Annotated in this window: 17 protein-coding genes; 5 read left to right on the top strand and 12 right to left on the bottom strand. The window is 65.5% G+C overall.

Annotation, left to right across the window (positions count from 1 at the left end; genetic code table 11):
• Window positions 1-2 precede the first annotated feature (2 nt).
• The 7 genes from JI743_RS10345 to JI743_RS10315 form a co-directional block, all read right to left on the bottom strand.
• Window positions 3-2,795, bottom strand: a complete 2,793-nt coding sequence (locus JI743_RS10345; protein ID WP_201928227.1) for a TonB-dependent receptor — start codon at window positions 2,793-2,795, stop codon at window positions 3-5.
• 144 nt (window positions 2,796-2,939) lie between these two features.
• Window positions 2,940-4,718, bottom strand: coding sequence for a heparinase II/III family protein (locus JI743_RS10340; RefSeq protein WP_201928226.1), 1,779 nt, complete (start codon window positions 4,716-4,718; stop codon window positions 2,940-2,942).
• A 3-nt stretch (window positions 4,719-4,721) separates the two neighbouring features.
• Window positions 4,722-5,393: a ribulose-phosphate 3-epimerase gene (rpe, locus tag JI743_RS10335; protein WP_201928225.1), complete on the bottom strand. Its 672-nt coding sequence runs from the start codon at window positions 5,391-5,393 to the stop codon at window positions 4,722-4,724.
• Between the two features lie 110 nt (window positions 5,394-5,503).
• Entirely contained in the window at window positions 5,504-5,704 is a 201-nt protein-coding gene (locus tag JI743_RS10330) for a type II toxin-antitoxin system antitoxin (RefSeq protein WP_201928224.1), read from the bottom strand.
• 109 nt (window positions 5,705-5,813) lie between these two features.
• Window positions 5,814-6,719: an SPFH domain-containing protein gene (locus JI743_RS10325; protein WP_201928223.1), complete on the bottom strand. Its 906-nt coding sequence runs from the start codon at window positions 6,717-6,719 to the stop codon at window positions 5,814-5,816.
• Between the two features lie 358 nt (window positions 6,720-7,077).
• Window positions 7,078-9,192 (bottom strand): M3 family metallopeptidase, encoded by a 2,115-nt coding sequence (locus tag JI743_RS10320; protein WP_236659858.1) that lies wholly within the window; start codon window positions 9,190-9,192, stop codon window positions 7,078-7,080.
• A 334-nt stretch (window positions 9,193-9,526) separates the two neighbouring features.
• Complete coding sequence (locus tag JI743_RS10315) at window positions 9,527-10,396, bottom strand: SMP-30/gluconolactonase/LRE family protein (RefSeq protein WP_201928221.1); 870 nt, start codon at window positions 10,394-10,396, stop codon at window positions 9,527-9,529.
• 230 nt (window positions 10,397-10,626) lie between these two features.
• Here JI743_RS10315 and JI743_RS10310 point away from each other — a divergent pair, with 230 nt between their 5' ends.
• From JI743_RS10310 to JI743_RS10295, 4 genes are all read left to right on the top strand, one after another.
• A complete protein-coding gene (locus JI743_RS10310) occupies window positions 10,627-11,781 on the top strand; it encodes an acyl-CoA dehydrogenase family protein (protein WP_201928220.1) in 1,155 nt (384 codons plus the stop codon).
• 152 nt (window positions 11,782-11,933) lie between these two features.
• Complete coding sequence (locus tag JI743_RS10305; protein WP_201928219.1) at window positions 11,934-13,103, top strand: acetyl-CoA C-acetyltransferase; 1,170 nt, start codon at window positions 11,934-11,936, stop codon at window positions 13,101-13,103.
• Between the two features lie 120 nt (window positions 13,104-13,223).
• Window positions 13,224-14,006: an SDR family NAD(P)-dependent oxidoreductase gene (locus JI743_RS10300; protein WP_201928218.1), complete on the top strand. Its 783-nt coding sequence runs from the start codon at window positions 13,224-13,226 to the stop codon at window positions 14,004-14,006.
• 55 nt (window positions 14,007-14,061) lie between these two features.
• On the top strand, window positions 14,062-14,499 hold the full coding sequence (locus JI743_RS10295) for an acyl-CoA thioesterase (RefSeq protein WP_201928217.1): 438 nt from the start codon (window positions 14,062-14,064) through the stop codon (window positions 14,497-14,499).
• 2 nt (window positions 14,500-14,501) lie between these two features.
• Here the strand turns inward: JI743_RS10295 and gmk are convergent, their stop codons facing one another.
• Complete coding sequence (gene gmk, locus JI743_RS10290; protein WP_201928216.1) at window positions 14,502-15,164, bottom strand: guanylate kinase; 663 nt, start codon at window positions 15,162-15,164, stop codon at window positions 14,502-14,504.
• A 51-nt stretch (window positions 15,165-15,215) separates the two neighbouring features.
• On the opposite strand from gmk, the gene JI743_RS10285 reads away from it, so the two are divergent.
• Window positions 15,216-15,788 (top strand): DUF2585 domain-containing protein, encoded by a 573-nt coding sequence (locus JI743_RS10285; protein WP_201928215.1) that lies wholly within the window; start codon window positions 15,216-15,218, stop codon window positions 15,786-15,788.
• A 7-nt stretch (window positions 15,789-15,795) separates the two neighbouring features.
• On the opposite strand, the gene JI743_RS10280 is transcribed toward JI743_RS10285, so the two are convergent.
• From JI743_RS10280 to JI743_RS10265, 4 genes are read right to left on the bottom strand one after another with little or no spacing between them, the layout of a single operon-like run.
• Window positions 15,796-16,164 carry a hypothetical protein gene (locus JI743_RS10280; protein WP_201928214.1) on the bottom strand — a complete coding sequence of 123 codons (369 nt, stop codon included), beginning with the start codon at window positions 16,162-16,164 and terminating at the stop codon, window positions 15,796-15,798.
• A gap of 21 nt (window positions 16,165-16,185) precedes the next feature.
• Complete coding sequence (gene fumC, locus JI743_RS10275; RefSeq protein ID WP_201928213.1) at window positions 16,186-17,601, bottom strand: class II fumarate hydratase; 1,416 nt, start codon at window positions 17,599-17,601, stop codon at window positions 16,186-16,188.
• Complete coding sequence (locus tag JI743_RS10270) at window positions 17,598-17,912, bottom strand: hypothetical protein (RefSeq protein ID WP_201928212.1); 315 nt, start codon at window positions 17,910-17,912, stop codon at window positions 17,598-17,600. Before JI743_RS10270 ends, fumC begins: the two co-directional genes overlap by 4 nt.
• A 1-nt stretch (window position 17,913) precedes the next feature.
• Window positions 17,914-18,396 (bottom strand): SspB family protein, encoded by a 483-nt coding sequence (locus JI743_RS10265; protein WP_201928211.1) that lies wholly within the window; start codon window positions 18,394-18,396, stop codon window positions 17,914-17,916.
• Window positions 18,397-18,477 lie beyond the last annotated feature (81 nt).

The following is an 18,477-nucleotide window of genomic DNA, read 5'->3' as shown; positions in this document are numbered from 1 at the left end:
CTTTAGAAGTTCGCCGACACGCCGAATTTGGCAGTCCAGCTATAATCTTCATATTGCAGCAGGCGACGGCGGCCTTCGAACTGTTGATAGGCGAAATAAGGCGCGTCGGTCACATTGACCCATTCGGCAAAGATGCGCACGCCCGGCGTGATGCGGAATTTCGCCGACAGGTCGAGCTTGAACTGGTCGGCGACGATGCGGTCTTCGTTGGCGGCGCCGCCGGCTTCGTCGAGATATTTGTCGCGATAGGTGCCGGCAACGCGCAGCGAGACGGGGCCTTTTTCATAACCGAGCACCGCGTTGAACGTGTGTTTCGACGATGCGGGAAGCCCGATGGTGCGCAGATAGGGCTGATCGTCGTCGTCGTAGCTGACGAGCGTGCCCTTGGCGTCGGTGTAGGTATAGTTGAACTGCGCGAGCAGGCCGTCGAACGGGGCGGGCAGGAAGCTCATTTGCTGGCTGTAGCTGAACTCGAAGCCCTTGATCTCGGCGCTTTCGCCGTTGATCGCGGTCGTCAGCTCGTCGAGGTCGATGCCGTTGTAGCTCGTGTCGAATTCGGTGACGTCGACGATATAATCCTTGATGTCCTTCCAGAAGAAACCCGCCGAGACCGCGGCATTGCGTCCGAAATAATATTCGGCCGACAGGTCGGCGTTCCACGCGCGATAGGGCTTGAGGAAGGGGTTGCCGGCCTCGCCCTCGTCGTCGTCGATGATCACGTTGGGGGCGAGTTTCGACAGTTTGGGCCGCACGAGGCTGCGGTATCCCGCGGCGCGCAGGACGAGGTTCTGCTGCGGCTCGAAGCGGAAGGTCAGGCTGGGCAGCCAATCGGTATATTTGCGCGTGAAGCGCAGCGGCGTCACGGTTTCGTCGTCGAGGATGACCTCCTTGCCGCGAATGTCGTTCTTCGTCTGCTCGACGCGGACGCCGCCGATGATGCGCAGCATGTCGCTGTCCCAGCGGCCGAGCGCATAGCCCGCGAGCACATCTTCCTTGACCATGAAGTCGGCAACTTCGGATTCCTCGAACGTGTCGCCGTCGTCGAGTTCGAAGCTGCCGATGTTCTGGAAGAAGAAGGGACGGAATTTCTTCTTCGCGAGCATCGGTTCGATAGCGGCGAGGTCATAATCCTGCGGCCCGAGCAGGTCGTGCATGTCGAGCGTCAGGTCGTCGGCGCCGTCCCATTCGTATATCTCGAGGTCGGCGTTGTAGCTTTTCTTGCGCCAGCGCGCCTTGGTTCCGAATTGCAGCGTGAACGCGCCGTCCTGCATCGCAAAGCTGCGCGCGATATCGGCCTTCAGCGCATATTCGCGGTCGCGCGCATCGGACAGCGTCGTCAGTTCGACCTTGTCGAGTTCATATTCGGACGGATCGAGGAAGGCCGCGGCGCCCGAGGTGATCGCGTAGGGGACGATCTTGTCGCGGCGATAATCGAAATCGACGCCGAAGCCGTCGCCATCCTCGAACACGCGTTCATAGACGACGGGGTCGATCGAGCCGGCTTCCTTCTCGCTCGATTTCGCCCAGCTCGCCGAATATTTGAGGTTCCACGGACCGCTGTCGGTTTCGCCGCCGAAGACGAGGCTGCGGATGCGCTGGCGCTCGAAACGGTCCTTGAGGTCGCGCTGGACCGAAATCTCGCCGTCGTCGGCGTCGAAGCTGACGCCGTTCGCGTCGCCCGCGCTCGGCGCTTCGTCCATCTCGAAGGTCAGGCGGCGGCGATATTCCTGGTCGTCGAACTGGCTGTAGAGGCCGCGCGCATAGAGGGTGGTGGTGTCGCCAACGCGGAAGTCGAGCGAAAGCGATGCGCTGATCCGCTCGCGCTCGACGTCATAGTCGCGATATTCGACGGTGTCGGCATAGACGAGGCCGTCGTCTTCGTCCCAGCCGTCCACTTCCTGATTGTTGGTCGCGAACTTGCGCTTGTAATAGCTGATGCCGCCCGCGACGCCGACATTGTCGCCGAGCTTTTTCGAGAAATCGAAGCTGCCCTTGGGCGACACGCTTTCGGTCAGGTCGTTGTAGCTGCCTTCGGCCTTGACCACGAGGAGGTCCTTCTTGCGGTCGAAGGCGCTCGTCGTGCGGATCTCGATCGACGCGCCGATCGTGTCGGCGTCCATGTCGGGGGTCAGCGATTTCTTGACCTCGATCGATTCGATGATGTCGCTGGAAATCACGTCGAGCGCGACCGAGCGGACATCGCTTTCGGGAGCGGGGAGCCGCACGCCGTTGACCGACGCCGCGTTGAGTTCGGGGTCGAGGCCGCGGATCGATACGAAACGGCCCTCGCCCTGGTCGTCGAGGATGTTGACGCCGGGAAGGCGGCGGAGCGATTCGGCGACATTCTGGTCGGGAAACTGGCCGATGCCGTCGCGCGTGAGCACGCTTTCGACGCCGTCGGCGGCGCGCTGGCGCGACAGGCTGCTCGACAGGTTGGCCGCCTGGCCGATGACGAGGATCGACCCGTCGGTGCCGAGGACGAGGTTGGCGGTGACCGTCCCGCTCGCCGGAACCTCGACCGTGCGCGTCACCGGCGCGGCGCCGACATAGCGCGCCTCGAGCGTGTAGGTGCCTGCGGGAACGTCGCTGAAGCGGAAGCTGCCGTCGCGGTCGGCCTCTGCCGTGCGGCCAAGCTCGACGAGGCGGACCTGCGCGCTCTGTAGCGCGCGCGTGTCGGTGGCGTCGGAAACGGTGCCGACAAGGTCGGACGCGATGGCGGCGCCGGGAAGCGCGGCGGCGAGCGAAAGGCAGGTGCCGAGCAGGATGCGCGAACGGATTGAGCGAAGCTGGTGCATGAGGTCCCCCGAAGAGCGTGAAGCTCGCCGGGACAGATTTGCTCCCGGCGATTCGGGGCGGCATTGGCAGCGGGGAATGACCGCTGTGTTACACCGGTGTCACACCTGTGTAACATAGGTGGTTGGGGCAACAGTGCCGACGCGTCAGCCGACGTGCTTGAAGATCCAGCCGATGCTCGCGCCGCCCGGCGGGGTGGTGCCGGTGACGACGAGTTGCTCGGTCGGGTGCGGGCGGCCGTCGCCGTCGACCCACAGGCTTTCCTCGATCGCCAGTGCGCCGTCGGAGGTACGGAACTGCCAGAGAGCGCCGTCGGTGATCCGAAGGAGCGCGCCGAGATTGTCGGCGGTGAGGCTCGCCTCGATGTTGCGGCCGAGGTGGAAGCGCAGCGTGAAACTCTTGTCGCCTTTGCGGCGGCTGCGCGGGGCGGGGAGGAGCATGTCCTCGCCGCGCAGCTCGCGCCCGTTGGGCGACAGGATGAGCAGGCGGCGGTGAATGAGGCCGTGGCGGCGCGCATAGCCGTCGTGGCTCATTTCGAGGCGGCTGCCCTGCGGCGTTTCCTGCCGGTCGAGCTCGACCTCGGTCACGCCCTTGCCGAGCGAGCCATTGGGCAGGATCGCGGTCGAATTGTTGTCGGAAATCGTCAGGGTCGAATGCGCGGCGGTGGTGCGCAGCCCGCGCGCGAGATCGGCGGGGATCGTCGCGCCGGTCAGCGCCGCGCCGCCGCAATTGACGACGATCCGCTCGTCGCCGTCCGAAAGTTCGAAGGCGAGGGTCGAGGCGCAACCCGCCTCGGTCACGCGCGCGATGGGGGGCGGCGCCGCGTCGGCGAGCAGCACGACCTTGTTCGCGACGAGGCGCTGATAGCCCCAGTCGCGCGCCTGTTTGAGCGGCCGCGTGCGCACGCCGCTCGCGGCGACGATCGCCTCGACATGCGCCGCGTTCGTCGCGCCGCTGCCCTGCCAGCTTCCCATCCCGCCGTCGGCGTGGAGGAGGCCGAGCAGTGCCGGGACGGCGCGTGCGAGCACTTCCTGCACGAAGGGCGGCACCTCCATCCGGCGCATCTCATAGACCTGCGCGAGCATCGACAGCGCCATCACCGCATCGAGCTGCGCCTGCGGCGAGCGCGCGATATTGCCGCCGTCGGCGTAGAAGCTGGTTTCGAGAACCTTGCGCAGCCCCGCCTCGCCGAACACCTGCCGCGGCTCGCCGCCGGGCATCAGCAGCGACGCGGCGACGATGCCGACCCATGCGACCATCTGGCCGGTGCCGGGCTGCGTCTTGTCGGCGACGCGGTCGAGATGGCGCGCCGCGCGCGCGAGATGGTTGAGCACCGCCGAGCGATAGACGAGGTCGCTCGACGACAGGATCAGCGGGGCGTGGCTCGCCCAGAAGAGGATGCGCCAGCCGGTGTTGTCGGCGCGCCACGCGGGCTCGCCCACCGTTTCGCCGTGGACGCCGAGCCAGTGGCGCACCACGGCCTCGGCGATCGGGGCGCCGTCGGCGCGCGTCGCGCTCGCCGACAGGTCGCGCAGCCAGGCGAAGCTGTGGAGATAATCGGCGAAGGCGGGGGCGACGTTGAGCGCGGAAAAGTCGAGGTCGCCGAGCCCGAGACGCAGCCCGCGATGGAGGAAATGGCCCGCGCGGATCGCGGTGCCCGCGCGCATGTCGCCGGGAATCGGGTCGAGCGGAACGCCGAGCAGCTTGAGCGGGAAGCGCCCCTTCAGGCGCAAGGCGTGGAGCGGCGTGCGCCACGTCAGCCGCGTGATATGGTTGGCGATGCGCTCACCGAGCGACAGCCCCTTGTCGGCGGGGAGACGGATGAGCCGCTTGCCGGGCTCGATCGTGTCGTCGAGCGGCGGCGTGTCGGCGCCCGTTTCGGGGACCGGGTCGAGAGGGGCGGCAGTCAGCGGTCTCCCCTCCATCGCTCAGGCTCCGCGCAGGCGCCGGATATTGTCGGCATAGGCGTCGGGACCGCCGCGGAAGGTCGCGGTCCCGGCGACGAGCACGTCGGCGCCCGCGGCGATAGCCTGCGGCGCGGTTCCGGCGTCGATGCCGCCGTCGACCTCGAGCCGGATGTCGCGGCCCGACTTGTCGATCATCTTGCGCACCGCCTCGATCTTGCGGAGCTGGCTCGAGATGAAGCTCTGGCCGCCGAAGCCCGGGTTGACGCTCATCACGAGGACGAGGTCGATATCGTCGATCAGATAATCGAGCATCTTGGCAGGAGTCGCGGGATTGAGCGAGATTCCCGCCTGCTTGCCGAGCGACTTGATGTGCTGGACGGTGCGATGGACGTGCGGCCCCGCCTCGGGGTGGACGGTGATGATGTCGGCGCCCGCTTCGGCAAAGGCGTCGAGGAAATGATCGACCGGCGAGATCATCAGATGGACGTCGAAGGGCAGCTTGCTGTGCGGACGCAGCGCCTTCACGACGCCGGGGCCGATCGTCAGATTCGGCACGAAATGGCCGTCCATCACGTCGATATGCACCCAGTCGGCACCCGCGGCCTCGATCGCGCGCACTTCCTGCCCCAATGCGGCGAAATCGGCGCTGAGGATCGAGGGGGCAATGCGGACGGACGGTGCGGAGGAGGTCATGTTCCGGCCTTAGCCATCAAGGCATTGCGGGGCAAGCGGGCGGACGGCGTCGAGCGGCGATGCGCGAAAAAAGCGGTGGACAGCCGGGGCCGCGGGTGCGGCGATGCTGCTCACCCCTGTTTCGGCGGGCGCCCGCGCCGCGGCGGTTTGGGCGGTTCGACCTTCACCCCGCGCCGCGCGAGCGCCTCGCGCAGCAGCACCTCGATCTCGGCATTGGCGCTGCGCAGGTCGACCGCGGCCATCCGCTCGATCGCCGCATAGAGCGCGGGATCGACGCGAAGGGCAAAGGCTTTCTTGGGCGGAGCGGGCATTGGGACCAACCTTAATCCCCGCTCGCATCGGGCGACGTCGAGATGCCGGGGCGCGGTGCGCCGCTATGGCGTGTCTCGACTTCGCTCGACACGAACGGGATTGTTCACGTCAATAGAGCGAACCGGCGTTGACCACCGGATGCGTGTCGCGTTCGCTGCACAGCACGACCATCAGGTTCGACACCATCGCCGCGCGGCGTTCGTCGTCGAGATGGACGACGTCCTTGGCGCTCAATTGTTCGAGCGCCATTTCGACCATCCCGACCGCACCCTCGACGAGCTTGCGGCGCGCGCTGATGACGGCCTCGGCCTGCTGGCGGCGGAGCATCGCGCCGGCGATTTCCTGCGCATAGGCGAGGTGGGTGAGCCCGCATTCGTCGACGGTGATCCCCGCGACGGCCAGCCGCTCGATCAGCGCCTTGCGCAGTTCGCCGCCGACCTCTTCATGATTGCCGCGCAGCGTGATTTCCTCATGCTCGATATCGTCATAGGGGTAGCGCGAACCGATCGAGCGCACCGCGGCCTCGATCTGTGCGATCACGAACTCCTTGTAATCGTCGACGTCGAACAGCGCCTGCGCGGTGTCGGTGACGCGCCAGACGACCTGCGCCGCCATCTCAATGGGGTTGCCGCGCAGGTCGTTGACCTTGATCTTTTCGGAAATGATATTGTTCGCACGCACCGCGATCTTCTTGCGCGTGAGCCAGGGCAGCACCCAGCGTAGCCCCGGCGTGCGGTCGGTGCCCTTGTAGCTGCCGAAGAGCTGGATCGCCGCGGCCTCATTGGGATTGATCAGGTAGAAGCCGGCGAGGATCAGCGTGCCGATGACCGCCGCCACGACGACCAGAACCCACTTCCACGCGACCATCACCTCGGAATTGGCGTTGCTGATGCCCGCCCATAGCGCGACGACCAGCAGCACAAGCCACAGGAACAGCATCGCATAGCCGCTTGCGGTTGCGGCACGCACTTCGCGGGTGGGGTTCAGGCCCGCCGCTCCAGTCGAATCACTCATCACGCCCTCCGATATAAAGATGATATCATATTTATATCGGATGTAGCGGCGGTCAAGCGGAATCGAAGAGGGCGGTTTTGGGGTGGGGAGCTGCCGCTCAATCCTCCCTGTGGCGCAGCAATGGGGAGGGGGACCGCTCGCGAAGCGAGGGGTGGAGGGGCCGCGACGCCAGCGCCATCAGCCCCTCCGTCAGCCCTTCGGGCTGCCACCTCCCCATGCCTGCGGTACAGGGAGGATCGAACGTCCTCAACCTGTCGCGTCCAGCCGGCATCATCCCGGACGAAGGCGCGGGCTCGCTCCGCACGCGTCCAGAACAAAGGGGGCCGAAGCCCCCTTTGCCTTGATCGTCGGTCGCTTGTTACTCGGTCGGGAAGCCGCGCTTTTCGAGCAGCGCCTTCACGTCGGGATCGCGGCCGCGGAAGGCGCGATAGGCGTCGGCGCGGTCGGTCTCGTTGCCCGTCATCAACAGGATCGTGCGGAACTTGTCGGCGACGCCGCGGTCCCACGGGCCGCCCGCTTCGGTGAACGCCGCCCAGGTGTCGGCGTCCATCGTTTCGGACCAGAGGTAGCTGTAATAGCCCGCCGAATAGGCGTCCGAGCTGAACAGATGGCCGAACTGCGGCAGACGGTGCCGCATCACGATTTCCTTCGGCATGCCGATTTCGGCGAGCGTCGCGCGCTCGAACCTGTCGACGTCGGTCGGCGGGGTCGTGCGGTTGTGCAGCTTCATGTCGACGATCGCGCTGCCCAGATATTCGACCGTGGCAAAGCCCTGGTTGAACTTGTTCGACGCGAGGATCTTGTCGACCAGCGCCTGCGGGATCGGCTCGCCCGTCTTGTAGTGCGTCGCGAATTTCGACAGCACTTCGGGCGTCATCAGCCAATTCTCGTTCACCTGGCTCGGATATTCGACGAAGTCGCGCGGCACCCGCCCGAGCGCGGGATAATGGACCTGCTGCAACAGGTAATGGATGCCGTGGCCGAATTCGTGGAACAGCGTCGACGCGTCGTCGATGCTGATCAGCGTCGGTTCGCCCTTCGCCGCCTCGGTGAAATTATTGTTGTTCGACGCGAGCACATTGCGTTCGCCGCCCAGCGTCTGCTGGCTGCGATAGGTCGTCATCCACGCGCCCGAGCGCTTGCCGTCGCGCGCGAAATTGTCGAGGTAGAAGACGCCGACATTCTCGTTCGTCTTGAGGTTATAGACCTCGAAGGTCCGCACCTCGGGATCGAAGACGGGGATGGTGCCGGTGTTTTCCTTGAAGCCGAGGTCGTAAAGCTGCCCCGCGGCCCAGAACATGCCGTCGACGAGCTTGTCGAGCTGGAAATAGGGCTTCACCTCGCTTTCATCGAGGTCGTATTTCGCCTTGCGGACCTTTTCGGCATAATAGCGATAGTCCCACGGTTCGATGGTGATTTTCGGACCCTTGCCGGCCTTTGCCTCGGCATCGGCAATCGCCTGCATGTCGGCGACCTCTTCCTTGACGCGCGCGACGGCGCCCGGCCAGACCTTCATCATCAGCGCCATCGCATTTTCGGGCGTCTTCGCCATCGTGTCGGCCATGCGATAATGGGCGTGCGTCGGGAAACCGAGCAGTTCGGCGCGCTGCTGGCGCAGCTTCAATATTTCGGCGATCGTCGCATTGGTGTCGTTGGCGTCGCCATTGTCGCCGCGGTTCACGAAGGCGCGCCACACTTTTTCGCGCAGGGCGCGGTTGGTCGCATTCTGCATCACCGGCTGCGCCGACGAACGCGTGTTCTTGATCGCCCACTGGCCCGGCTTGCCCTGCGCTTCGGCGGCCGCGGCGAGCGACGCGATAAAGCCGGGCTCGAGCCCGTCGAGTTCCGCCTTGTCGGTGACGAAGGTATAGAGCCGTTCGTCGGCGAGGAGCTTCGACGAGAAGCTCGAAAACAGCCCTTCGAGCTTCGAGTTCATATCGACGAGCTTCGCCTTGTCGGCTTCGGAGAGATTCGCGCCGTTGCGGACCATGCGGTCATAGGCGCGTTCGACGATACGGATCTGCTGCGCGTCGAGCCCGCTGTGGTGGCGGTGGTCATAGACAGCCTTGTACCGCGCGAACAGCTTGGGATCGAGGAAGAGCTCGGTGTCGAACTTGGTGAGCTTCGGGCTCCATTCGGCGTCGAGCTCCTCGACGCGACTGTTCGACTTGTTCGAGGTCTGAACGCCCCAGAGCGCATTGACCCGGTCGAGCCGGTCGCCGGCGAGCATCACGGGGACATGCGTGTTTTCAAAGGTCGGCGCGGCGGGATTGTCGATCACCGCCTGAACTTCGGCCTTATATTCGGCCATCGCCTTTTCGAATGCCTCGGGAAACAGTTCGGGGTCGAGCTTGTCCCACGGCGGCACCCCTTCATAGGGGCCCGTCCACTCGGCGAGCATCGGGTTGGTTTCGGCCCTGGCAGCGGCGGGGGCGGCGGTTTCGGCAGCGAGCGTCATCGAACTATAACCCATGAACAGCGCGGATGATGCCAGCAGCATCGCCAGGCGGCGGGTGGAATTTGTACGTGGGGCAGGGGGCGCAAAGCGCGACATTCATCATTCTCCCGGAATTTAACAGGTTTCGGACGAAACCATATCGGGAGGCGTCTTAACCTCATATGACAGCGGCGTGCAAGATGGGTGTGTCAACGGTGTTGAACACCGCATCCTCCGCTCTGCCTGAGGAGCCATTGAGCCTGTCGAAAGGGCAACTCGAAGGCCAGGCGCGGCGCCCAGTCCTTTGAGGCGGGACTTCGTCTGGCCCAGTCCCTCCTTACGTCGAACGGCCAAATGGTGCGCGCGTCGCTCAGCCGCCAAACATCGGCTGCGGCATTCCCGGCACATCGACGCGGAAGGAAAAGACGCCGCCGGCATGCGGCTGCGCAGCGCGTTCGGCGTCGGTCAGGTTCTTGCCCGCGCTGGTGACGAAGGCCGTGCTCAGGTCGTCGCCGCCAAAGGCGATCATCGTCGGGCGCTGGACGGGCAGATCGACGGTCTGCAGCAGCTCGCCCGCGGGCGACAGGCGGACGACGCGCCAGCCGTCCCACAGCGCCGACCAGTAGCAGCCCTCGGCATCGACGGCGGCGCCGTCGGGGCGGCCATTGCCCTGTTCGAACTGGTGAAAGGTTCGCTTGCCGCCGACTGCGCCCGTTTCGGGGTCATGATCCCAGGCGTCGATGCGGTGCGTCGGCGTGTCGGCGTGGTAAAAGATGCGGCCGTCGGGACTGAAGGCCGCGCCGTTGCTCGTCGTCAACCCGCCGAAAATCGTCGTCAGCGTCCCGTCGGGGTCGAGGCGGTAGAGCGTCGCCTGCGGGTTCGCCTTGTCGCTCGTCAGGCTGCCGACCCAAAGCCGCCCCGCGGCGTCGACGCAGCCGTCGTTGAAGCGCTGTTCGGACTTGTCGGCGAGGATGTCGGGACCGAAGGCGCGCGGCATCGCGCCCCATGCGTCGATCAGCGCGCAATGATCCTGCATCGCCGTGACAAGACCCCCGCCCGCGCGCAGCGCGACGCAGCCGACGGGCTGGTCGAGCTGCATCACCTCGTCGGTGCCGGTGGCGGGATCGGTGCGGTGGATGCGAAAAGAGTCGATGTCGACCCAATAAAGACGCGCCTCGGCGGCGCTCCAGCGGGGCGATTCGCCGAGCAGCGCGCCGGCATCGAGGACAAGTTCGACCATGTGCGGGTCTTAGCGCGCCACCGCGCCGATGCCCAGCAGCGACGACGCGCCGCAAACCTATTCGACGCTTGCCGCCATCGGCGAAGGAGTTTCGCGCCGTAACGGCATTTATACTTGACGTGGACGTAAACGTAAGGTCCACTGACGCCGAGGCCCGACTCTCGCGAGGCGGGCGATGGGCGCGCGCCGGTCGCGTCGATGAACCGGGCGCCGACAGGGAAAGGATAGCGATGTCGCTCGATGATGTGCCGCGTTCGGTCTATACCGACGATCATGAAGCCTTTCGCGCCACGGTGCGCCAGTTCCTGCTGAAGGAGGTCGCGCCGAACGCCGCCAAATGGCAGGAAGAGGGCATCGTTCCCAAGTCGATCTGGCCCAAGGCGGGCGAACTCGGCATGCTCTGTCCGACGGTGCCCGAGGAATATGGCGGGCTCGGCCTCGATTTCGGCTATAATGCCATCGTCGACGAGGAAAGCAGCTATTATGGCGGCGCGGCGACGGGCTTTTCGCTCCAGTCGGACATCGTCGCCAATTATATCATCCGTTATGGCAGCGAGGAGCAGAAGAAGCACTGGCTGCCGCGGATGATCTCGGGCGAGACCATCACCGCCATCGCGATGACCGAGCCGGGCACCGGCAGCGACCTTCAGGGGATGCGCACGACCGCGAAGAAGGATGGCAACCATTATGTCATTTCGGGCTCGAAAACCTATATCACCAACGGCCAGAACGCCGACCTGATCCTCGTTTGCGTCAAGACCGACACCGAGATCGAGCCGGCGTGGAAGGGCATGTCGATCGTGCTCGTCGAGGCCGACCGCGAAGGTTTCAAACGCGGGCGCAACCTCGACAAGATCGGGATGGACGAGGCCGACACGTCCGAGCTGTTCTTCGAGGATGTGCGCGTCCCGATCACCAACTGCCTTGGCGAAGAGGGCAAGGGCTTCATCTATCTGATGAGCGAGTTGCCGCAGGAGCGGCTGTCGATCGCGGTTTCGGCGATGGCCTCGACGCAAAAGGCGTTCGACGAGACGGTCGGTTTCGCGCGCGACCGCATGGTGTTCGGCAAGCCCTTGCTCGATTTCCAGAACACGCGCTTCGTGCTCGCCGACCTCAAGGCCAAGTTGCAGGTCGGCTGGGCGCACCTTGACTGGGCGCTCGCGCGGCACCTGAAGAAGGAACTGACCCCCGAAGAAGGCGCGGCGGCGAAGCTGTGGCACACCGACCTCCAGTGGGAGGTGATGGACAAATGCCTCCAGCTCCACGGCGGCGCGGGCTATATGAACGAATATCCGATCGCGCGCATGTGGCGCGGCGCCCGCGTGACGCGCATCTTCGGCGGCACGAACGAGATCATGAAGGAATTGATCGGGCGTAAATTATAGCCCCTCCCGCAAGCGGAAGGGGCAGCGAGACTTGGGAGCTTGCTCCCTAGTCGCAGCGGGGTGGGTTTCTTCACCCCCCGAAGCTCGCTCCGCCCGCGCCCACCCCTAACCCCTCCCGCCTGCGGGAGGCGGATGCAGAAAGGAACTCCCCCATGGCCACAGCCTATATTGTCGACGCCGTCCGCACCGCCGGCGGCAAGCGCGGCGGCAAGCTCGCCGGCGTCCACCCCGTCGACCTCGGCGCCGCCGTCTATGACGCGATCGCCGACCGCAACGACTTCGATGCGAGCGCCATCGACGACGTCATCACCGGCTGCGTGATGCAGGGCGGCGAGCAGACGATGGACGTCGGCCGCAACGCCGTGCTCGCGTCGAAGCTGCCCGATTCGATTCCCGCGGTCACCATCGACCGCCAGTGCGGGTCGTCGCAGCAGGCGATGATGTTTGCGGCGCAGGCGGTGATGTCGGGAACGCAGGACATCGTGCTCGCGAGCGGCATCGAAAGCATGACGCGCGTGCCGATGGGCTCGACCGCGATGCTCTATATGAAGGAAGGCATGGGCAATTATAAATCGCCCCGGCTCGAGGAAAAATATCCCGGCATCATGTTCAGCCAGTTCATGGGCGCCGAGATGATCGTCCAGAAGCACGGCTTCACCAAGGACGACCTCGACGCCTTTGCGCTCGAAAGCCATCGCCGCGCCAAGGCGGCGACCGAGGCCGGGCGCTTCAAGAAGGAAATCGTCGGGATCGAGGTCGAAACGCCCGAAGGCAAGTTCGTCCATGATGTCGACGAGGGCATCCGCTTCGACGCGACGCTCGAGGGCATTGCCGGGGTCAAGCTGCTGCAGGAGGGCGGGTCGATCACCGCCGCGTCGTCGAGCCAGATCTGCGACGGCGCCTCGGCCGCGCTGATCGTGTCCGAACAGGCGCTCAAGGATCACGGCCTGACGCCGCGCGCGCGCATCCACCATATTTCGGTGACCGCGGGCGACCCCGTCATCATGCTCGAAGAACCGCTGTTCGCGACCGAAAAGGCGCTCAAGAAGGCGGGAATGAAGATTGAGGACATCGACGCCTATGAGGTCAACGAGGCGTTCGCGCCGGTGCCGCTTGCGTGGATGAAATATCTTGGCGGCGACCATGCTCGTTTGAACCAGCATGGCGGCGCGATCGCGCTCGGCCACCCGCTCGGCGCGAGCGGCACGAAGCTGATGGCAACCTTGCTTGGCGTGCTTGAAGCGACCGGTGGCAAATATGGCTTGCAAACGATGTGCGAAGGCGGCGGTCAGGCCAATGTGACCATCGTCGAGCGGCTGTAACGATCTTGTGCTCCGGCGGAAGCCGGAGCCCAGGGCGGCCTGACGCAAGCGTCGGCTGTTCCAGCCCTGGGTTCCGGCTTTCGCCGGAACACGCAGTTAATTCAGGGAAGGAACAATAGAATGAAACTCGATTCCAGCGTATCGGCCGTCGTCACCGGCGGCGCTTCGGGCCTCGGCGCCGCGACGGCGCGCGCGCTTGCGGCGAAGGGCGTGAAGGTCGCGATTTTCGACCTGCAGGAAGAAAAGGGCAAGGCCATCGCCGAGGAACTCGGCGGCGTGTTCTGCGAGTGCAACGTCACCGACGACGCATCGGTCGATGCCGCCTTTGAAAAGGCGCGCGCGGCGATCGGGCAGGAGCGCATCCTCGTCAATTGCGCGGGCACCGGCAATGCGATCAAGACTGCGAGCCGCAGCAAGGAAGACGGCAGCATCAAGCATTTCCCGCTCGATGCCTTCAACTGGATCATCCAGATCAACCTTGTCGGCACCTTCCGCTGCATCGCCAAGTCGGCGGCGGGGATGATGACGCTCGACCCGATGGCGGACGGCGAGCGCGGCGCGATCGTCAACACCGCGAGCGTCGCGGCCGAGGACGGCCAGATCGGCCAGGCGGCCTATTCGGCGTCGAAGGGCGGCGTCGTCGGCATGACGCTCCCGATCGCGCGCGACCTCAATAATGAGAATATCCGCGTCAACACGATCCTGCCCGGCATTTTCGACACGCCGCTGCTCGCGGGTGCGCCGCAGAATGTCCGCGACGGCCTCGCCGCGTCTGTGCTCAACCCGAAGCGGCTCGGCAACCCCGACGAATATGCCAATCTCGCGCTCTGCATGATCGAGAACGGCTATTTCAACGGCGAGGATGTCCGCCTCGACGGCGGCATCCGCATGGCGCCGCGCTAAGGAGTTACCGCCGCCCCGGCTTCCCTTTCGCCGGGGCGGCGGTATCAGCAACGATATGCCCCAATTCGACCCCGCGCGGCTCGACCCTGCGAGCTATCCCTATTCGACGAGCGTCGAGACACGCTTCCAGGATCTCGACCCGCTCGGCCATATCAACAATGTCGCGATGGCGGCCCTGTTCGAGAATGGCCGCGTGCGCTTCAACCGCGATAATCTGGTCGAGCGCCAGCGCCGCATGCCGGGCGACCGCTGGCTGATCGCCCGCGTCGAGATCAACTATCTGGCCGAAGGGCATTTCCCCGACCCGATCGAGGTCGCGAGCGGGATCGGCACGATCGGCAATCGTTCGTGGACGATATTGTCGGCGGCGTGGCAGTCGGGGCGCTGCGTCGGCCTCTGCGATTCGACGATCGTCTATCAGTCGAAGGACGGCAAGCAGCCGATCAGCGATGATTTCCGCGCCGAACTCGAACGGTGGAAATTCGGTGGCTGACCCTAGATCGTCGTATCGGCGTCGGGCACCGAGCGGATCAGGTCGCGCGCGAAGCCGATCAGGCCGATCTGGCGGCGGCGCTTGAGCCGCTCGGCGCGCAGGATCGCGGCAACCTCGCCATAGCAGGCGTCGACATCGTCGTTGATCAGCACATAGTCATAGCCGTCCCAGTGGCTGATTTCGTTCGCCGCGCGCGCCATGCGCGCCGCGATCACCTCGTCGCTGTCGGTCTTGCGCGCGCGAAGACGCCGTTCGAGCTCCTCCATCGTCGGCGGCAGGACGAAGACGCGCACGACGTCGGGGCCGGCTTCCTGGTAAAGCTGCTGCGCGCCCTGCCAGTCGATGTCGAAGAGCACATCCTTGCCCGCATCGAGCAATTCCTCGACGCGCGCGCGCGGCGTGCCATAGCGGTGTCCGAAAACATGCGCCCATTCGAGAAACTCGCCGTCGGCGGCCATTTTCTTGAAGCTGGCGACATCGACGAAATGATAATCCTTGCCGTCGACCTCTCCCGGGCGCGGCGGGCGCGTCGTCGCGGAAATCGACAATGCGATGTCGGGATCGGCGGCGAGCATCTTCCTGGAAATGGTGGTCTTCCCCGCGCCCGAGGGCGAGGAAAGGACGAAGAGCACGCCGCGGCGGTCGAGGTGGACGCTTTCAGCCATGCGCGCTATTCGCGCGGGTGACGGCGCGGGTCAAGCGCGAAGGGGGCGGGCATGGCGGGTGTGGCGGACAGGACGACGCGAGGATGGCTGGTCGCGGGGGCGCTGGTCGTGCTTCTCGGCGCGATATTGTTCGCGATGGGACGTCCGCCGATCTGCCCGTGCGGCACCGTCAGCCTGTGGCACGGCACCGTCCAGTCGAACCAGAACAGCCAGCAGATTTCGGACTGGTACAGCTTCAGCCACGTCATCCACGGCTTCATCTTTTTCGGCCTGTCGCGCCTGCTGATGCCGCGCGCGCCGCTGTGGGCGGCGCTCGCGGTCGCGATCGCCGTCGAGGGCGCGTGGGAAATCCTGGAAAATTCGCCGGTCATCATCGACCGCTATCGCGAGGTGACGATGGCCTATGGCTATTCGGGCGATTCGATCCTCAATTCGCTGAGCGATACGCTGTTCATGACGCTCGGTTTCCTTGCCGCCAGCCGGATGCGCTGGTGGGCGACGGTGGCGATTGGACTCGCGTTCGAGCTTTTCACATTGTGGGCAATCCGCGACAATCTGACGCTCAACGTGCTGATGCTCGTCGCGCCGGTCGAGGCGGTGAAGCAATGGCAGGCGGGCGGCTGACGCCCGATCAGTGAATCGCGGGACGCTTGCCGTTTGTGCCAATCGGGATGGCGGGCGGCAGCGCGTCGCCGATCTGCTCGCCGTCCGAAAGAATGTGATCGGTGCCGGCATAGGTATCGACGACATCGGACTGGCGGATCGACGGGTCGGCGGCGTGCGCGGCCTCGGCCTCGCGGCGCTGTTCGGCGCGCTCGGCCCATTTCTTCGTCAGATAACCCGCCGCGACGGTTGCTGCGAGCAGGGCGTAGCGCTGCGGGAACAGCCGCCGCGCCGCCATCAGCGTACCCGCGCCGATGATCGAGCCCGCGATGGGGTGATTTCCGTGCTGCCGCCCGATAGACCGTCCGAGCAGTCCGCCTATGATCCGACCGATCATGTCGTTCCTCCTTCTGTCCTATCAATCCGCGGGGGGCGCATCGGGTTCCGGCCCCAGCATCGCGCGCGGGTCGACGATTCGGTCGAAGGTCGCCGCATCGACATAGCCGAGCGCGAGCGCCGCTTCCCTGAGCGTCGTTCCCTCCTCGTGCGCGTGCTTGGCGATCTTCGCGGCCTTGTCATAGCCGATTTCGGGCGCGAGCGCGGTGACGAGCATCAGCGAGCGGTCGACCAGTTCGGCGATGCGCGCGCGATTGGGCTCAATGCCCTCGACACAGCGTTCGGCGAAGCTTTCCATGCCCGTCGCGAGCAGGTCGATCGAGCGCAGCACATTGGCGCCGATCAGCGGCTTGAAGACATTGAGTTCGAGATGCCCCTGCATCCCGCCGACGGTGACGGCCTGGTGATTGCCGATGACCTGCGCCGCGACCATCGTCAGCATCTCGCATTGCGTCGGGTTTACCTTGCCCGGCATGATCGAGCTGCCCGGCTCGTTCGCAGGAAGGTCGAGCTCGCCGAGCCCCGCGCGCGGGCCGGAGCCCAAAAGGCGGATGTCGTTGGCGATCTTGGTCAGCGCGACCGCAAGCGTGTTGAGCGTCCCCGACAGGTTGACGAGCGGGTCGTTCGACGCGAGCGCCTCGAAACTATTCTCGGCCGGAATGAAGCGGTGGCCGGTGATCTCGCGCAGCGCCGCGCAAAATTCTTCGGCAAAGCCGACGGGTGCGTTGAGTCCGGTGCCGACAGCGGTGCCGCCCTGTGCGAGCCGGTCGGTGCCGTTGGCGATCGCGGGCTCGATCCGCCGCCCGGCGCGATAGAGCTGGTTCGCATAGCCCGAAAATTCCTGCCCCAGCGTCAGCGGGGTCGCGTCCTGCAAATGGGTGCGGCCGATCTTGACGATGTCGGCCCATGCCTCGGCCTTGGCCTCGACCGCCGCGCGCAGCCGTGCGAGCGCGGGGAGCAGCCGCCGCGTCGCAGCGAGCGAGCAGGCGATGTGGAGCGCGGTCGGAAAACTGTCGTTCGACGACTGGCTGCGGTTGACGTCGTCATTGGGGTGGACCGGCGACTTGCCGCCGCGCGTGCCCGTGAGCAGCTCGTTCGCGCGGCCCGCGATCACCTCGTTGGCGTTCATGTTCGACTGGGTGCCGCTTCCCGTCTGCCAGATGACGAGCGGGAACTGGCCGTCGTGGCGGCCTTCGGCGATTTCGGCCGCGGCGGTTTCGATCGCGTCGGCCTTTTCGGCGGCAAGGCCGTGGCGGCGGTTGACGCGCGCCGCCGCCTGTTTGACCAGCGCTAGCGCATGGACGATCTCGACCGGCATCGCCTCGCGCGCGCCGAAGGGGAAATTCTCGATCGACCGCTGCGTCTGCGCGCCCCAATAGGCGGCGGCGGGGACGGCAATCTCGCCAATGCTGTCGCTTTCGATGCGCGTGCCGGTCACGACAGCAGCATTCGCGTGACGAACACCGCGCCCGCCCAGATCAGCGTGACGAGGCCGAGAAATTGCCAATAGCCGCCCTCGCCGATGCGCCGGCGCAGCCACGCGGCGGCGAGCCAGGTCAGCAGCAGCGCAGGCGTGAGGATCAGCAGGCTGAAGCGGAGCAGCCCGTCGGCAATCTGTCCGCGCGGCACGCCGCTTTCGATTATGGCATAGCCCCTGACGCTCCACCAGAAGGCCGCGGTGAGCACCGCCATGCCGGCGAGCGCCCAATATTGCCAGAAACGGCTCGGGGGCCAGAGGGGGCCCGACACGCTATTTCCGCTTGCCGAAATCCACCGTCACGACGTTCGACCCGTCCTCGCTCGTGACGTCGGGACGGTCGTTGTCGGCTTCGTCGTGCGGTTCGGGCTCGTCGGCGTCATCGTCGCTGACCTGGAACTGCAGCCCGAAATCGACCGACGGATCGACGAAGGCGGTGATCGCGGCATAGGGAATGACGAGCGTCGAGGGCGTCTGGTTGAACGAAAGGCCGACGCTGAACTGGTCGTCGCCGACATTGAGGTCCCAGAAACGGTTCTGGAGGACGATCGTCATCTCGTCGGGAAATTTGGCGACCAGATGCGCGGGAATATCGACTCCGGGTGCCTGCGTCTTGAACGTGATATAGAAATGATGCTCGCCGGGAAGGCTGTCGTGCCCCTCGAGCTGGCGCAGCACGCGGCCGACCACGGCGCGCAGCGCGTCCTGCACGATCTCGTCATAGGGAATCAGGCTGTCGCGGACTTCATCACTCATGGGGGCGGGATGAACGCCGCGCGGGCGAGGGTCAAGGGGGAGAGTCACCTTGCAACGTGAAACGTCGCTGCTATGGGGTGC

Origin of the sequence: Sphingopyxis jiangsuensis (assembly GCF_016734905.1) — a bacterium.
GTDB lineage: Bacteria > Pseudomonadota > Alphaproteobacteria > Sphingomonadales > Sphingomonadaceae > Sphingopyxis > Sphingopyxis jiangsuensis.
The sequence above is the reverse complement of the archived record's forward strand: the minus strand, read 5'-3'. Positions and strand labels throughout refer to the sequence as shown.

What these genes read in the sequence shown, in the direction of transcription:
- JI743_RS10345 (WP_201928227.1), bottom strand. Translation starts at nt 2,795, where the DNA reads ATGCACCAGCTTCGCTCAATCCGTTCGCGCATCCTGCTCGGCACCTGC.
- JI743_RS10340 (WP_201928226.1), bottom strand. Translation starts at nt 4,718, where the DNA reads ATGGAGGGGAGACCGCTGACTGCCGCCCCTCTCGACCCGGTCCCCGAA.
- rpe (WP_201928225.1), bottom strand. Translation starts at nt 5,393, where the DNA reads ATGACCTCCTCCGCACCGTCCGTCCGCATTGCCCCCTCGATCCTCAGC.
- JI743_RS10330 (WP_201928224.1), bottom strand. Translation starts at nt 5,704, where the DNA reads ATGCCCGCTCCGCCCAAGAAAGCCTTTGCCCTTCGCGTCGATCCCGCG.
- JI743_RS10325 (WP_201928223.1), bottom strand. Translation starts at nt 6,719, where the DNA reads ATGAGTGATTCGACTGGAGCGGCGGGCCTGAACCCCACCCGCGAAGTG.
- JI743_RS10320 (WP_236659858.1), bottom strand. Translation starts at nt 9,192, where the DNA reads ATGGGTTATAGTTCGATGACGCTCGCTGCCGAAACCGCCGCCCCCGCC.
- JI743_RS10315 (WP_201928221.1), bottom strand. Translation starts at nt 10,396, where the DNA reads ATGGTCGAACTTGTCCTCGATGCCGGCGCGCTGCTCGGCGAATCGCCC.
- JI743_RS10310 (WP_201928220.1), top strand. Translation starts at nt 10,627, where the DNA reads ATGTCGCTCGATGATGTGCCGCGTTCGGTCTATACCGACGATCATGAA.
- JI743_RS10305 (WP_201928219.1), top strand. Translation starts at nt 11,934, where the DNA reads ATGGCCACAGCCTATATTGTCGACGCCGTCCGCACCGCCGGCGGCAAG.
- JI743_RS10300 (WP_201928218.1), top strand. Translation starts at nt 13,224, where the DNA reads ATGAAACTCGATTCCAGCGTATCGGCCGTCGTCACCGGCGGCGCTTCG.
- JI743_RS10295 (WP_201928217.1), top strand. Translation starts at nt 14,062, where the DNA reads ATGCCCCAATTCGACCCCGCGCGGCTCGACCCTGCGAGCTATCCCTAT.
- gmk (WP_201928216.1), bottom strand. Translation starts at nt 15,164, where the DNA reads ATGGCTGAAAGCGTCCACCTCGACCGCCGCGGCGTGCTCTTCGTCCTT.
- JI743_RS10285 (WP_201928215.1), top strand. Translation starts at nt 15,216, where the DNA reads ATGGCGGGTGTGGCGGACAGGACGACGCGAGGATGGCTGGTCGCGGGG.
- JI743_RS10280 (WP_201928214.1), bottom strand. Translation starts at nt 16,164, where the DNA reads ATGATCGGTCGGATCATAGGCGGACTGCTCGGACGGTCTATCGGGCGG.
- JI743_RS10265 (WP_201928211.1), bottom strand. Translation starts at nt 18,396, where the DNA reads ATGAGTGATGAAGTCCGCGACAGCCTGATTCCCTATGACGAGATCGTG.